The sequence below is a fragment of the candidate division WOR-3 bacterium genome (assembly GCA_016867815.1).
Taxonomy (GTDB): domain Bacteria; phylum Hydrothermota; class Tepidihabitantia; order Tepidihabitantales; family Tepidihabitantaceae; genus UBA2258.
Genome location: VGIR01000027.1, coordinates 1 through 14,705, shown reverse-complemented (window position 1 = coordinate 14,705; position 14,705 = coordinate 1). Strand labels below are relative to the sequence as shown.

The 14,705-nt window shown below is 63.9% G+C and carries 15 protein-coding genes; 4 read left to right on the top strand and 11 right to left on the bottom strand.

The window, feature by feature from the left end; genetic code table 11:
* Positions 1 to 20: 20 nt before the first annotated feature.
* On the bottom strand, positions 21 to 647 hold the full coding sequence (locus tag FJY68_05930) for an MBL fold metallo-hydrolase (protein MBM3331378.1): 627 nt from the start codon (positions 645 to 647) through the stop codon (positions 21 to 23).
* 4 nt (positions 648 to 651) lie between these two features.
* Positions 652 to 1,248 (bottom strand): MGMT family protein, encoded by a 597-nt coding sequence (locus tag FJY68_05925; protein ID MBM3331377.1) that lies wholly within the window; start codon positions 1,246 to 1,248, stop codon positions 652 to 654.
* 158 nt (positions 1,249 to 1,406) lie between these two features.
* Between FJY68_05925 and FJY68_05920 the strand changes: the two genes are divergently transcribed.
* Both FJY68_05920 and FJY68_05915 read left to right on the top strand, forming a co-directional pair.
* Positions 1,407 to 1,778: a hypothetical protein gene (locus tag FJY68_05920; protein ID MBM3331376.1), complete on the top strand. Its 372-nt coding sequence runs from the start codon at positions 1,407 to 1,409 to the stop codon at positions 1,776 to 1,778.
* Positions 1,726 to 3,819 carry an ATP-dependent DNA helicase gene (locus tag FJY68_05915; protein ID MBM3331375.1) on the top strand — a complete coding sequence of 698 codons (2,094 nt, stop codon included), beginning with the start codon at positions 1,726 to 1,728 and terminating at the stop codon, positions 3,817 to 3,819. Before FJY68_05920 ends, FJY68_05915 begins: the two co-directional genes overlap by 53 nt.
* 126 nt (positions 3,820 to 3,945) lie before the next feature.
* On the opposite strand, the gene FJY68_05910 is transcribed toward FJY68_05915, so the two are convergent.
* The 9 genes from FJY68_05910 to FJY68_05870 all read right to left on the bottom strand — a co-directional run bounded on the left by FJY68_05910 (position 3,946) and on the right by FJY68_05870 (position 12,608).
* Entirely contained in the window at positions 3,946 to 5,097 is a 1,152-nt protein-coding gene (locus FJY68_05910; GenBank protein MBM3331374.1) for an FAD-binding oxidoreductase, read from the bottom strand.
* 100 nt (positions 5,098 to 5,197) lie between these two features.
* Positions 5,198 to 5,599: a (2Fe-2S)-binding protein gene (locus FJY68_05905; protein MBM3331373.1), complete on the bottom strand. Its 402-nt coding sequence runs from the start codon at positions 5,597 to 5,599 to the stop codon at positions 5,198 to 5,200.
* The gene (sppA, locus tag FJY68_05900) at positions 5,596 to 7,803 is read right to left on the bottom strand and encodes a signal peptide peptidase SppA (GenBank protein MBM3331372.1); all 2,208 of its coding nucleotides are present in this window, start codon (positions 7,801 to 7,803) and stop codon (positions 5,596 to 5,598) included. The genes FJY68_05905 and sppA overlap by 4 nt, the downstream gene beginning before the upstream one ends.
* Positions 7,800 to 8,276, bottom strand: coding sequence for a 4Fe-4S ferredoxin (locus tag FJY68_05895; GenBank protein MBM3331371.1), 477 nt, complete (start codon positions 8,274 to 8,276; stop codon positions 7,800 to 7,802). The genes sppA and FJY68_05895 overlap by 4 nt, the downstream gene beginning before the upstream one ends.
* 291 nt (positions 8,277 to 8,567) lie before the next feature.
* On the bottom strand, positions 8,568 to 9,047 hold the full coding sequence (locus FJY68_05890; protein ID MBM3331370.1) for a hypothetical protein: 480 nt from the start codon (positions 9,045 to 9,047) through the stop codon (positions 8,568 to 8,570).
* Between the two features lie 148 nt (positions 9,048 to 9,195).
* On the bottom strand, positions 9,196 to 9,663 hold the full coding sequence (locus FJY68_05885) for a hypothetical protein (protein MBM3331369.1): 468 nt from the start codon (positions 9,661 to 9,663) through the stop codon (positions 9,196 to 9,198).
* Positions 9,664 to 9,826: 163 nt separating this feature from the next.
* Entirely contained in the window at positions 9,827 to 10,357 is a 531-nt protein-coding gene (locus FJY68_05880) for a DUF177 domain-containing protein (GenBank protein MBM3331368.1), read from the bottom strand.
* A complete protein-coding gene (locus FJY68_05875) occupies positions 10,354 to 11,355 on the bottom strand; it encodes a MoxR family ATPase (GenBank protein ID MBM3331367.1) in 1,002 nt (333 codons plus the stop codon). Before FJY68_05875 ends, FJY68_05880 begins: the two co-directional genes overlap by 4 nt.
* Before the next feature lie 170 nt (positions 11,356 to 11,525).
* Positions 11,526 to 12,608 carry a fructose 1,6-bisphosphatase gene (locus FJY68_05870; GenBank protein ID MBM3331366.1) on the bottom strand — a complete coding sequence of 361 codons (1,083 nt, stop codon included), beginning with the start codon at positions 12,606 to 12,608 and terminating at the stop codon, positions 11,526 to 11,528.
* A 293-nt stretch (positions 12,609 to 12,901) separates the two neighbouring features.
* On the opposite strand from FJY68_05870, the gene FJY68_05865 reads away from it, so the two are divergent.
* Together FJY68_05865 and FJY68_05860 are read left to right on the top strand one after the other, a co-directional pair.
* On the top strand, positions 12,902 to 13,147 hold the full coding sequence (locus FJY68_05865) for a hypothetical protein (protein MBM3331365.1): 246 nt from the start codon (positions 12,902 to 12,904) through the stop codon (positions 13,145 to 13,147).
* Positions 13,148 to 14,216: 1,069 nt separating this feature from the next.
* Complete coding sequence (locus FJY68_05860) at positions 14,217 to 14,396, top strand: hypothetical protein (GenBank protein ID MBM3331364.1); 180 nt, start codon at positions 14,217 to 14,219, stop codon at positions 14,394 to 14,396.
* Positions 14,397 to 14,705 lie beyond the last annotated feature (309 nt).

Below are 14,705 nucleotides of genomic sequence, written 5' to 3'. Positions count from 1 at the left end.
TCATCGCTTGTCACTCACAATCAGACGCTCACCCCGATGCTGCCGAGGAACGGATTGACGAGCAGCGCCCTGCCGAACGCTCCCGACTCACCATGCCCGGGGTACAACTCGGTCTCCTTGCTCAGGACTGCCTGGAGGCGGCTGAGCGACGCCAGCATCTGCCCTTCCGACCCTCCGGGGAAATCCACCCTGCCGATGGAATCAACGAACAGCGTGTCACCGGTGAAGGCGTAGCCCGAGGCCAGCAGGCAGATTCCACCCGGTGTGTGGCCGGGTGTGTGCAATACCTTCATCTCCGCCTCGCCCACGACGACCTTGTCGCCCTCTTTGAGCAGCCGGTTCGGGGCCGGCGAGGTCAATCTCATACCCATCAGGCTCGACAGATTCCCATCCGGATGGGCGAGCAGCTTCGCGTCCAGCTCGCCAATCAACAACTGGGCACCGGTCGCCTCAATGACCTCACGGTTGGCTGCGATGTGGTCGATGTGCCCATGGGTATCGATGACGTACTTCACGTTCCCGCCGAGTTCTTTCGCCCTGGCAAGGACAATCTCAGCGTCCCCGCCCGGGTCAACCACGGCCAGTTCGGCGCCAGACTTCAGAATGTAGCAGTTGGTGGCAAGCGGTCCGACCACCAGCCGCTCAATGGTCTCAGCCACGGCCGCCGGCCACGCCTCTCGCCCCTCGCCTCTCGCTCCCGGCTTCCAGCCGCCGCCTTGGAGCGTTGGCTTTCGGCTCTTGGCTTCTGACTTCTGACTTCAGTCTGCGTGAGCGCCCTTTCCCCTCAAACTGCCAGCCCTCTTGCGCAAGCAACCACTCTTTCATCGCCAGGCCCCCGCCGAAACCGTGCAACGCGTAGTCCGAACCCACCACGCGGTGACACGGAATCAAGAGAGCGTACGGGTTGTTGGCCATCACCTGACCAACGGCACGCGCGGCCTTGGGACGGCCCGCGGCCCGCGCGAGTTCTGAGTAGGTCATCACTTGTCCGGGACGAATACCTGCACAGCGGCCCAGTACCTCGCATGTGAACTCGGACAGCCCGGTTGTATCGACATGCAGATACTCGGGAATCCTGCCACCATCGAGCACTTCTCCGAGGTCTCTTGCCAGCTTCCGATCATCGCCGACACCCTTCGCGCCAAAGGTGATGCCGGTGACCTTGCCGCCCCGGAAATCGACCCTTACCCCATGCGGCCCGAGCCGACATGAACGACGCCTGACTGCGTCCGAATTGGGTCTATTCACAGACGGCTATCATAGACCGTGTGAGGGGAAAGTCAAGGAAGCGCCGCCTCACGAGGCCCAAACGTGGGCAGAGGCCGGAATGCAGAAGTACCTGAACTGCTTGCGCTTGTGCTAGCGCCTGAGCTTGAGCCTGCGCCCGCACGCGCTACAATCGGCAGGTGGAGAATCCGCTCCCCCAGATACTTGCCAAAGACCCCCGGTACAAGTCCGAGGCGTACGTGTTCGTCCACGATGCGCTCGGCTACACCTGGCAGCGGCTGGAGCAGCGCCGCCACGTCACCGGCCGTGAGCTGCTCGAAGGTATCAAGGACCTCGCGCTCAAGCGCTACGGCCAGATGGCTCACGCAGTCCTCAGGTCCTGGGGTGTCAGGACCACCGACGACTTTGGCAACCTGGTCTTCAACCTCGTCGACGCCGGACTCCTGTCCAAGACCGAGGAAGACCGTATCGAAGACTTCCACGCCGTGTACGACTTCGATGATGCCTTCGTCGGCTCCTATGACATCGGTGACTCGAGCAGGACGGAGTAGGAATCCACCACCAAGACACAAAGCCACCAAGAGGAAGCAACCCCACGCCCGCGGCCATTGTCCGTCCCTGCCCGTCTGTGATTGTCCAACCCGAGTGACTCCTGCCGCAGCCTGCTTCCAGCCCGACGGCCCGCTGAGCCGCGTCCTCCCCGGCTACGAACACCGGCCGCAGCAACTCGAAATGGCCCGGCAGGTCGAGCTTGCGCTGAGCGACCGTGGACGCCTGGCCATCGAAGCCGGCACCGGAGTAGGCAAGAGCCTGGCCTATCTTGTGCCGGCCGCGCTCTGGGCCAAACAGAGCGGCAAACGGGTCACCGTTTCGACCTACACCCGCATACTCCAATCCCAACTCATCACCAAGGACGTCCCGCTCGCCGCCGGGTTGCTCGACTCCGCACCCAGGGTGGCGGTGGCCTACGGCCAGGGCAACTACCTCTGCCGGTTCCGGATCGAGACGCAACTGGCCCGCGGGCTGTTCGACTCGCGCGCCGACGCAAGTGCTGCCGGCCGGCTCTTCAACTGGGCCGACACGACCGAGACCGGCGTGCTCCTCGACTACCCCCACCCCCTGCCCGCCGCCGTCGCCCGGCGCGTGGCCCGCGACTCAGTCGCCTGCCGGCGCGAGCTCTGTCCGTATCGCAAGGCCTGCTTCTACTACAGGGCGAAACGCGAGTGGTCCGACGCCCAGCTCCTCATCGTCAATCACGCGCTCTTCTTCGCCAGCGTGACCGGTGCCGGCGACCTGCTGCCCGAACCCGACGCGGTCATCTTCGACGAGGCCCACCGGCTTGAGGAGGCCTGCGTCCGCCACTTCGGCGCCGACCTCTCCCAGCGCTCGGTTGCCGAACTGCTCGACGACGTGCTCGGCCCGGGGCGCGGCGGACTCGCCCGCATGCTCGGCGCGCGCACCCGGCTGCGCAAGGACGTCGAAGCCGCGACCAACGAAAGCCGCGAAGCGACCAGCCGGTTCTTCACAGACACCGTCGCCCGCCTGCCCGGCCCCGGCCGCACGCGCCTGCGCGAAGCCCTGCCTGCCGCCGAGGCGACCTCGGCCCTGACCCGGCTGGCCGATGCCATGGAAAAGGCCGCGCCCGAGATCAAGGACGAACTCGCCGCAACCGAATTCGCGGTCGCGGTCCACCGCCTGCGCGCCACCACCGGCGCCTTTGCGGCCTTCTCGGACTTTGCGACCGAGAACTCGGTCTACTGGGCCGAGCAACCGGCCGGCGACAACCTCTGCCTCTTCGCCGCGCCGCTCAACGTCACGCCCATGCTTCGCGCACACGTCTACGACCTCGGCATACCGGTCATCCTCACCTCGGCCACGCTCACGGTTGCCGGCAACTTCGGGTTCTTCTCCGAACGGCTCGGGCTCGACGACTTCAGCCAGATCCGCCTCGACTCGCCGTTCGACTACGGAAGCCAGAGCCTGGTGTTCGTTCCGCCCAGGCTGCCGGCGCCGACTGCCGGGGACGAATTCACCCGCGCCGCGGCCGGGGCCATCGCCGCGATAATCCACGAGAGCAAAGGTCGCGCGCTCGTCCTCTTCACCAGCTACGAATCGGTGAATGCGGTCTGTGACCTGGTTCCGCCGGCCGGGTACAACTTCCTCCGCCAGGGCGACCTGCCCCTGCCCAAACTGCTCGCCGCATTCCAGGAAGACAGACACTCGGTCCTCTTTGCCACCCAGTCGTTCTGGCAGGGCATCGACGTTCCCGGCGAGGCGCTCTCCTGCCTCATCATCTGCCGCCTGCCGTTCGAGGTCCCTGATGATCCACGCCTGTCTGCCATAGCGGAACGGATGAAACAGAACGGCCTGGAGCCGTTCACCGCCTACCAACTGCCGACCGCGGTCCTCCGCTTCCGCCAGGGCTTTGGCCGGCTCATCAGAACCGCGCAGGACCGGGGCGTTGTCTGCGTGCTGGACCGCAGGATCGTTGACCGGCCCTACGGCCGCGTCTTTCTCAACTCCCTGCCCAAGGGCCTGCGCCTCACCACCAATCTCGCCGATATCGACCGCTTCTTCCAGGACGCCGAGTAGAAGCGAGGCGTGCCGCCCGGGCGCGTCTGCGGCCGCCCGGACTCCTCGTGTCTATGTGGTGGAACTCTGAGAGATCCTGCTTCGAACTCAGGATGACGGAACCGCGGACGCTCTGGCGGCCGCCGACTACTTCATCGCTTCGGCCTTGCCGAAGCTGCGGGAGAGGAAGAACTCGTCGAGCGGAATCGAGGCCCGGCCTGAAACCATCTGTTCCGCCATCAGCTTGCCCAGTGCCGGAGCAAACATGAAGCCGTGGCCGCTCATCCCGGTCGAGACGTAGAGGCCGCGCACCGGCGTTTCGCCGCAAATGGGATTCCCGTCCGGACTCATCTCGTAGGAACCTGCCCACTGCCGGAGCACCTTGACACCGGCGAGCTTCGGCACCAACCGCACCATGCGGCGCGGCATCTCGGTGATGAACTCATCGGTAGCATCGACGTTGTGACCGGGCACCAGGGGCACCGGTGTGTAGCAGCCTATGAAATGCCCGGTGCCCGAGTGCTGCACGAAGTAGCACCCGTCCGAACGATAGTCAACCAGCATCGGGTCGAACACGCGCTCGACCGCTTCCGTGACAACCGACTCGTGCCGGTCGGCGGCAACCGGGACCTTGACGCCGGACATGGCTCCGACCTCATCGGCCCAGCACCCGGCCGCATTCAAGAGCATGTTGCAGGCATACTCGTCGCCCTTGGCATCGGTGACCGAGATGACCTTGTCACCCTGGGTGTTGACCTTCTTGACGTCACAGCCGACAACGAGCCCGCCGCCGAGCCGCTTGATGCCTTCAAGGTATCCGTACGTCACCTTGAACGGGTTGGCTTGCCCATCGGTCGGGCAGTATGCGCCGCCGAGCAGCCCGGTCGAATCAAGCCCGGAGGCAATCTTCTCGCACTCGTCCGGCGCAACGAAACGGACGTCGAGACCGTACTTCTTCTGGATAGCTATCGCATCGAGAAACGCCTGCTTCCGCTTTTCGTCGAAGGCGAGAAAGAGGTAACCGCCTTCGTACCACTCCACATCCTCACCCAGTTCTTCGCCCAGTCCCCGGAACATCCGGACACTCTCCATCATCACCCTGATTGTCAGGTCATGGGAGAACTGGGCCCGGATTCCGCCGATGCACCGACCGGTCGAGCCCGCACACGGAAACTCACGCTCCAGCACCAGCACCTTCAGACCCTGCTTCGCCAGGTAGTAACCGGTGGCGGCACCTATGACGCCGGCGCCGATCACGACCGCGTCGGCTGAGCTACGCACGTGCGGACTCCAAACCAGAAGCTAGAAGTTCGAATGACGCATCAAGTCCGAATGACTCAAACCCGAAGCAGGAACAGGTCAGCGTTTCGTCATTGTGTGATTCGTGCTTCATTCGGACTTAGGGCTTCGTGCTTCGGGCTTCATCTGTAAAGGCTCCCAGCAAACCCAGCGGCAGAGGCTTAAGCGGCGGTCTTGGCCTGGGCATCTTCTGCTCTGATGCGGGGATCCCGGTTTCTTCCTGTATCATTCGGGCGACGAGCTTGAGGCAACCCCGTCCCTGGCAGTGCCCCATGCCGGTACGCAGGACCCGCTTCACGGCTTCGAGCGAGTGGTAGCCCATGCGGATGACCCGCCGCACGTCGGCTTCGCTCACTTCCTCGCAACGGCAGACGGTAGCGGAAGAGAGTGCTCTAGTGGTCCCGTGATCCAGTGATCTAGTGCGTGCACTACGAGGCTTGGCTGTCCGCCTCGTCACTCGACCACTGGACCGCTTGACCACTCGAACACGCTTCATCTTCACCGCAGGACCTTTCTGACTTGATTTTGGGCGAAGTCACCAACCATGCTCCCGAACCCGGTTTTGGGCGCCGGCAGCACGACATAGTCGCACTCCTCCAGCTTCGCGACCTGCTTCGCATATCCGACCGCGTCCAGGAAACCGCCGAGCGTGTCGACGATGCCGATGCGCTTCGCGTCCAGCCCGGACCATATCCGTCCCTGGCCGACTGAATCGACCTTCTCGAGAGACAGCTTCCTGCCGTCTGCGACCTTCTGCACGAACTGGTTGTAGAAATAGTCCACCTGCGCCTGCATCATCGAGTCCTCTTCCGGGGTCATGACGCGGGCGTCCGACATCGCGTCCGCGTGCTCGCCGCGTTTGACCGCCTGTCGCCTCGCCCCGAGTTTGTTGTACAACCCCTCGGTGACGAGTTTGAAGTTGAACACGCCGATGGAACCGGTCAGAGTTGTCGGCAGGGCAAAGACCCTGGTCGCGTTGCAGGCGATGTAGTATCCGCCCGAGCCGGCTACCCCGGCCATGGAGGCAATGACCGGCTTCTTCTGCCGGCAGAGCTCCAGCTCGCGCCAGATCATGTCGGAAGCAAATCCGTCCCCGCCCGGCGAGTCGATCCGCAGGACCAGTGCCTTGACCCGCTTGTCGTTCCTGGCCTGACGGATTGCCCGCACCATGGTCTGTGCCCCCATGGTCATCTCGCCGGTCAGGAAATCGGTTCGCGATTCGCCGGCGGCGATCGAACCGCTCGCGTAGACTATGGCGACTGCCGGCCTCGGTTCCCAATCCTCGCTGGCGGCGAAGCCTTCCCGGTACTGCTTCTCGCTCACCTTGCGCAGACCCGTCAGTTCCCTGCTGAGCAGGCTGTCGAGCTGGTCGTGGTAGCAGGTCGTGTCCACGAGCCCCGCCCGCTTCGCCTCTTCGGTATTGAAGAACCCGGTATTGACCAGAGTCTCCATGCTGTCGCGGCTGACACGGCGGCCGGCGGCAGCCGCGGCCAGGAACTCACCGTAAGGAGCATCCAGGTACTCTTCGAGCTGCTCCCGGTTCGGTGAGGTAAGGGAGTCCTCGGTGAACGTCTCGATTGCCGATTTGTACTTCCCGTGCCGCGTGCCGTCGAACTGTATTCCCAGCTTCTCCAGCGTACCCTTGAGGAATATCGTTCCGATACTCATGCCCGGGATGGTGACGTCGCCCAGCGGGTGGGTCCATACCCGGTCCGCCACCGAGGCAACGTAGTAGCTTCCCATCCCGAAGCTGGGCGCGTAGACGATGACCTTCTTGCCCTGTGCCCGGAACCCGGCCAGCGCCTGGCGCAGCTCCTGGAGCAGAGCGAAGCTCGCGCTGATGCCGTCAATCCGGAGCACGAGTGCTCCCACGCTCTGGTCTCTACCGGCGCGGTCAATCAGATCGAGCAGTTGCCAGGACGTGCGTACGCTCCCGGAGCTGAGACTGAAGCCCGGCTTCCGGTCAGCAATCCGCTCATTCAGTTCAATCTCCACGTATCGTTTTCCGTCCAGCGCTGCAATTCGACGCCCCTGCTTCGCGAACCGAACGTACGCGCCGGCCGCGCGCGGGTCGTAGGTGCCGAAGGCGCCGACGCCCGCCTTGCCCAGGCCAAGCGACAGACTCGCTACGAGCCGCGAATCGCCCGCGTGCTCGCTGAAGAACGCCTTCAGTCCCAGCTTCAACCCGTCCACCGGCTCGGCCTCGAGCCCGGCCATCGGCCGGAGCGGCAGCGCCAGGTATGTCTCTCCGAACAACGTCAACCGGTTGCCGAACGGCCGCACGGCTGCGCCGAGTGCGACCCGGCCGAAATCGTGGTTCAAGTCATCCCAGCATGCGGCGATCGATACCTGCCGCGCCGCCCTTACCAGGGCCGACAGGTCCCAGTGGTTGAGCGAGTCACGCCTGAACCGGATACCGGAGTAGATGCCCTTGTCACCCACGCCCAGCGCAATGCCATACCGCGACGGCTCCGGTTCCCAGTAGGCGGCCAGCGGCCCGGCCTTGGCCAGGAACGTCGTGTTGGATAGGGCCCGGGACCAGAGCACCGGCTGGAAGCGGTAGAAGGCGTAGAACTCCGTTCCCGGCCGCACCCCGAGCCCGGCCGGGTTCCCGAAAACTGCCAGTGCGTCATCGGTCCCGGCGAGTGACAACGGCATTTGAGGCGTCCCCGCCAGCGCCAGTAGGAGCGCAAGCCCTGCCATCATCCCTTCCCCCTTCGCCCGACCCGGATGCTGCGCACCGTATTCCAGAAGCGTTTCGGCACGGCCACGGTAACTACTGCGCAGCGGTTCAAAGCCTTGCTGTCAAGCACCTTCACTACCCTGCCCTTGCCCACCGTTCGGCCGGCGCGGTCAAGACACTCGACCCTCGCGCCCGCCTCGGGCCGGGGCAGCAGTTCGTATGGAATGGTCACTGCCGCTTCGGTCGTCGAGAAGTTCTTGTGCACGACGAATATCGCCAGCCCCGGGCACTTGGCAATACAGAGAGTGCAGCCATTGCACTTGGAGAAATCCACCTGGGGAGTGTCGGTCAGTTCACCTTCGATGGTAATCGCCTTGCGCGGGCAGGCGTAGGCGCAGGGGTTGCAGGGGATGTTCTCAATGCACTCCACCATCACCACCGGCCCTGCCTCCAGCCGTTCCTTGGTCGGCTCGGCCACCGTCGCGGCCAGTTCCATCTGCGACAGCACTCCGGTTCGCCGGTGCGTAGAAGGCACTGGTCTATCTCTCGCAGGTGTTCTGGGCATGGAGGCCGATTATAGGCGCGCCGTCCCGGTAGTCAAGCCGCCTCGGGCGCCCGCAACCCAAAGGCAACTGGAAGACGCAACCGACGTGAAACGGGCAGGTGCATTCCTGACCAACTCGCTTCGCGTCTTCCGCGTCGGCGCAGCTTCAGATGCGGCTGATGAAGTCGCCAAACAAGCAGGCGGCAGGCCGCTCCCGGCCTGCCGCCTTGACACCAGCGCGAGCTAGTCTTTCTTAGTGTAGAGCAGGGTCAGCAGCGTCTTGCCCGACTCCTTGTCCTTGCCGACCGTAACCGCCGCGCTCTGCTTCTCGTCCTCCGTGCTGTAGACAAGCACGGTCGCCTCGTCATTCTCCATGGTCGAAGCGTTCTTCCACCCGGCCAGAGCCTTCTTGTAGAAGTCGACCACGGCCGCGGTCGGATCCGGGATCTCGAACGAATACGCAGTGCCGGTGGTGCCCTCGTTGCTCATCGCCCAGCGGGACTTGGCGACTGCGCCCGGATAGCGCAGGAACTCCGGCAGCCCGGACAAGTCGACGTTGCTGCCGACGTCAATGTTCGCCTTGCCGCCGGTCGCTTTCTCGACTGCGCCCTCAATCGCCTTCTCGGCGATCTTCTGCGACACGCCCTGGCCGCACTTCATGCAGCCGATCCCGGCCACCACCAGAAAACCCAGCGCCAGACACAGTGCAGTCACTCTGAACATAGTGCCTCCTCGCACGCTACCGATCACCCGTTTCCTTTGCGGACGCTCGACCACTTGGCGACTGCCCGCAAGGCAGACGCGTACTGCTTCGATTAAAAGTCCCCGGCTCTTTCCGGCGGTCTGCGCCGCAGGTCACGCGCGCGGCGCTTCAAAGTTCCTCGTCCTCCACCACCCGCTTCTCCTCTTCTTCGTCGAAATTGGGCAGCAGGTTCTCGAACTGCATCATCGACCAGACCGCGACAAACGGCGGGCACTCCAGGTCAGTCAGCCCTTCCGGCAGCGGCGGCGGCGGGTCGTCGCGGTAGACGAGAGGAGGGAACTCGACCGGCGGCAGGACCAGGCCCTGGATGCTCGCCCCATACGCGTAGCCGATGACTCGGTGCATCCGGTCCGACATGAGGAGACTCCGCCAGAAACCCCGGTGCTCGCCGCGGACATCATAGACCGTCGTTCCCACCACGAACCCGCGCGCCCTGCCCTTGTAGTCGTATATCACTTTGTCGCGCAGGCGCAGCGTGGCCTTGCCCCAGCGGTTGAAGAGAATTAACTCCCTTACGGTCGACTGGGGCTTCTTCTCATCGTCGTCGCGCATGTACTTGGAAAGATCGATGTTCACTGTGTATCAGTATCTCCGCGAACGTCCTCTTGTCAACTCACACGCGGCCCGCCAGAACCGAGATCGACGGTGACGAAGAGACGAAGACGGAGTGAAACGGAGGTTGGCAACCCGAACCCGTTCGCTTCCTGTCCATCGTGCTCTTGTGGCTCCAATGTCGGGTTCAGGGCAACCCGGGCACGGTCTTCGACGCGGCTACGAGCGCGCAACCACACTGGCCCTGGTTCAGGTCCGCACCGCAGTCGGGACACAGCCCCCGGCAATCGGGCCGGCACCGGGGCGCAATGGGAACCGCCAGGTGGATTGCATCGTGCACCATGGGCATGAGGTCAAGCCAGTTGCCGTGCAGCCCTCCCTGGTCATCGCACTCACGCCGTCGGCCCGGCTCCTCCACCTCTTCATCGCAGCTCAGGAACTCGGCGGTCAACGGCTCACAGAAGTCCCACTCGTACTCGCACGCGCACATCGAGCACTCGAGCTTCGCGCGATACGACACCGAGCCGCTCACCATCAGCCGCAGGCCGCTGCGGGTTATCGCCAGTGCGACCGCGACCGGCCCGACAATGAACTCGAATGACGGGTTCTCGGCGACCTCGCGCAGCTGCAGGTCGAGGTCATGCGGCTGCAGCTCGAAGTTCAGCTTGTTCTCGCCCTGCTTGAGCGAGGCCAGCGGTATGTTCAAGGGGTTCTTCACAGCTCCTCCACCAGCCTGCGGACAATGGCATCCGGCTTCACGTTCTCGGCTTCCGCCGCGAAGTTGGTGACGATGCGATGGCGAAGCACGGGCCGCGCCACCGCGCGCACGTCATCGCTGGCCGGCGTGTAGCGCCCGGCCAGCATTGCGCGGGTCTTGGCCCCGAGGATCAGGTACTGCGAGGCGCGCGGCCCCGCGCCCCAACTCACCCAGTCCCGGACGAACTTCGGGCTGGTCTCGCCCGTCGGCCTGGTCGCGCCGGCCAACCGGACAGCATAGGCAATGACCTCGTCCGCGACCGGTACGCGGCGAACCAGCCCCTGCAGTTCGGAAATCTCCGCGGCCGTCAGCACGCGGGCCAGGTCCGGTACGTACGCCGAGGTCGTACTCTTGACTATCTCCATCTCCTCATCCGGGCTCGGGTAGTCCACGAAGACCGAGAACATGAAGCGGTCGAGCTGGGCTTCGGGCAGGGGATACGTGCCTTCGAGTTCAATCGGATTCTGCGTCGCGAGCACGAAGAAAGGTGTGGGCAGCGCGTAGGTCCGGCCGGCCACCGTCACGTTGTACTCCTGCATAGCCTGCAGCAGGGCCGCCTGGGTCTTGGGTGGTGTCCGGTTTATCTCGTCGGCCAGCACCACGTTGGCGAACACCGGACCCTCGACGAACCGGAAACCCCGGCGCCGGGTGGTCGCGTCCTCCTCGATTATCTCGGTGCCGGTTATGTCCGAAGGCATCAGGTCGGGCGTAAACTGCACCCGGTTGAACGACAGGTCGAGGACCCGGGCGAGGGTGTTCACGAGCATCGTCTTGGCCAGACCGGGCACGCCGATGAGCAGCGCGTGACCGTGCGCCAGCAGACAGGTGAGCACCTGCTCGACTACTTCCTTCTGCCCGACTATCACCTTGGCCACTTCCTGCTCGATCCGGGCCCGGGCTTCGCCCAGCCGCCGGACCGCCTCGACGTCGCCTTGCGACCGCACGCTACTCACGTTCAGCGCCTTCCACGGAATGGGGATTGCAGGGTAACGGCAGGTCGAGCGTCACAGGCTCTCCTTTCGGGTTCGCTGCGCCCGTCATACGATACAGACAGTGCGAACTGACGCACGGTTGCATCTCCGCCTCGGACCGGTCTACCGAACTCGACTCGGGCCTGTTCCCGGACCCGCTACTTCTTCGACTTTCCGACCAGCTTGTCGAGCACCTGCGGCAGGGTGGTGTACTCCATGTCCTTCAGGCCCAGCCGGTGCGGCTCGAACGGCCCGTGGCGGCGCAGCATCTCCCCGATCTCGTTCGCCTGCTGCCGGGCAAGGTCGAACGACGGGTCGTCGAACATGTCCCGCGGCCCGACCAGCGCTCCGTCGTTCACCTGGAACCCGAGCGCGATCACCCGCGGCGGCCCGTCGAACCGCGACGGCGTCGCCTGCGCCACCGACACCGGCATCAGCGGACCGTAGTGCGAGCCCCGCATCCAGCCCGACACGATGTGCGGGAACGAGAACGGCTCGAGAATCTCGCCGATGGCCGGCAACCCGGACTGGCCGCGCACGATGCAGACCGGGTCGTCCTTGCCTACGTACTTGCCGGCAATCAGGGCCAGCTTCTGGGTCGAACTCGCCGCGGCAATCTCACCCTTCTTCGTGTAGACGTTCTTGATGATGTAGTTCTCGGGCGAGCCGATGAGGCAGAGCAGGTCGTACATCTCCTCCGGGCATGACAGGAAGATATCCCGCCCGCCGTGAATGTCGTGCACCTCGAACTTGAACCCCTCGTGCATGCTCGGGTCGATAACCAGGCCGATGGTGTTGAACGGGTCGGCGAACATCTTATAGAGCGGGAAGTTCCACGCCCCGGGAGCGCACTTGTCCCCGCAGAAGACGACGATCGGCTCGCTCCTCCGCTCCACGAAGGTCATCTCGGCCACGCCCGGCCCCATGCCCTTCACGTTACCGGAGAAAGCATCGGCCAGCATATCCTGCCCGGCGCCATAGAGCTTCAGCTTCTTGGCCAGCTCCGTACCCTTGCTGAAGACGTCCCAGGCCAGACCGTGAATGACCTTGGCATCATTCCCCATCCAGTGAGTCATCACCAGCTCGAGGTCGTCGCCGCAGGCAGAGACATGGAAATCGGCGATGGTTCCCGCGGACTTGGCCTTGGCGAGCCACTTCCGAGCCAGAGCCAGGATTTCCGGGTGCGATGCCGAATGGCCCACATAGCCGCCGATATCGGCCTTGATGACTGAGACTGTCACGGGCTTCTGCTTAGTGACTGCTGATGCGTTCTTAGGCAAGGATCCTCCTTAGGTAAGTAGGGAATATTAGACCAATACCGCCCGCCAGTCAACCCGCGCGGGCGGGAACCGGCAGCGGATTCCCGCCCGCATTGCAGACCGAGCAAGGCGGAAAACGGGGACTGTACCGCGCCAAGTTCGACGTTGGCGCTCCGCGGGACTGTCCCCGCTTTCCGCGGCAGCGCTACGGCCTGATCGGAGCCGCGATGTTGAACACGTCGGAGCGTTTGATCTAAAACTTGCGCTGCGCGCACTTGGTTCTCGCGAAGCACCCGGCGAAGTACGTCGGGAAGTATCGGCAGAAGTATCACCGGTTGCGTAATCGCTTGTATCTTGAGCTGTGTCCTTCGCTTCATCCCGACCTCAACCTTGACCTCAACCTCAACCTGAATCCTCTGCTGTACCGCGCGTTCTTCGCGAAGTCGAGCCAGTCGTTGCTCCAGCGGTTGTTCGCGACGTTGCTCGTCTCGATGTTCACCGCGTTGGCTTTTGACTTCTAGCTTCTGATCTTTGACTTCCTAGGTCTGCCGATGCTACCCCCCAGGCGGCCTGTGGGCCGAGGAGTGGGCGGCAGAATTGTGGTCCGACGCCCAGCCCATACTACTGGTTGTGGGTCTTCTAACCGGCAGCAAATGGCCCTCGACCAGCCCAGACATGACCTTCAGACGCCCCTAAACAGGTGTTTCTAGCCCAAATGACATCGCGCAAGTCACGCATTCCACGTCCGGGGGTCGTAGAGGGGTACTCCCTCCCCGAGACTCTCCGTCTATATCCTGGGGAATATCCCCAGCCATCTGGCTGGGCATCTGTCCGGGGATACCACTCGGCATCCGGGAGGACATCTCTCCGGGAATCCGACCCCGGTACCGGGCGGGATACTCTCCCCGTATCCCAGTGGGGATCCGGGTGTGGACCTCTCCCCGGACCCGTGCCGGAATCCCCCGGGGAACCAGGAGGGGCACCCCTCCCGGAATCCGGGACGCTATCCGGGCCAGCATCCCCCCCTGGATCCGGGAGGGCATCCGGCCCTGTACGGGGTTCCTGCCGCCTGCCGAACCGGACAACGGCTGCGGCTCTCGGCCTGACTCCGGGCGGAATACAGCAGTGCCCCAATCCCGATGGATATCTAGTCCAGAATCGCGGTAAAAGCCATACGGGGGCAATACGAGGGCTATCCACTCCTCCCCTGGGGGGATGCTTCCCCCAGCTCTCCGGTAGGCTCTCCCCCCAGCTCTCTGGTAGACTCTCTCCCCAACTCTCCGGCAAGCTCCTCCCCCTGCTCTCTAGTAAGCTCTTCCCCCTGCTCTCTGGTAGACTCTCTCCCCTGCTCTCCGGTAAGCTCCTCCCCCAACTCTCTGGTAGACTCCTCCCCCTGCTCTCTGGTAGATTCCTCCCCCTACTCCCTGGCAGATTCCTCCCCCAGTCCTCCGGTAGACTCCTCCCCCTGCTCTATGGTAGATTCCTCCCCCAGCTCTCTGGTAGGCACTCTCCCCAGCTCTCCGGTAGGCTCACTGGCAGGCTCTCTCCCAAGTTCCACGGAGAATTCACGCTGACGACTTCATCAGGAAGATGAAGCAGGCGCTGGAAGAAGTTGAGGCCAAGGTTGAGGGTGAGGCCAGGTACGAACCCGACTCCGACTTCTCCCCTCCTCCCGACGATGACTGTCCCGGACGGAGTTTCACCACCAAGACACCAGGTCACCAAGGGCCGGTCGAAGTTTGCTCCTATCTCGGGTCCGATGACGACTGACGCCCGCCGATTTGACATGACCGGAGCCAGGCGTATCCTACTTCCGATGGATGTCGGATTCAATCCCGCCTTGACGGAGGTCGAAATATGGTGACTGTGGGGCTGTTGAGAAACTACTGTTGGGGGTGTGATTTCAGACCGCGAGCACGGATGTGACGCGGGACGGTCGCCAGAGCGCTGTCTTGATAGCTGAGTAGACTGCCGTGGCTGCCCGCCGCAGCAGTTGGGCGGCCTGCGTCACTGCCGGACGTCCGCCGCCGTGTGCCACCAGGCACTTGAGGTTCATGACCGCAGCCGCCAGGTACGCCT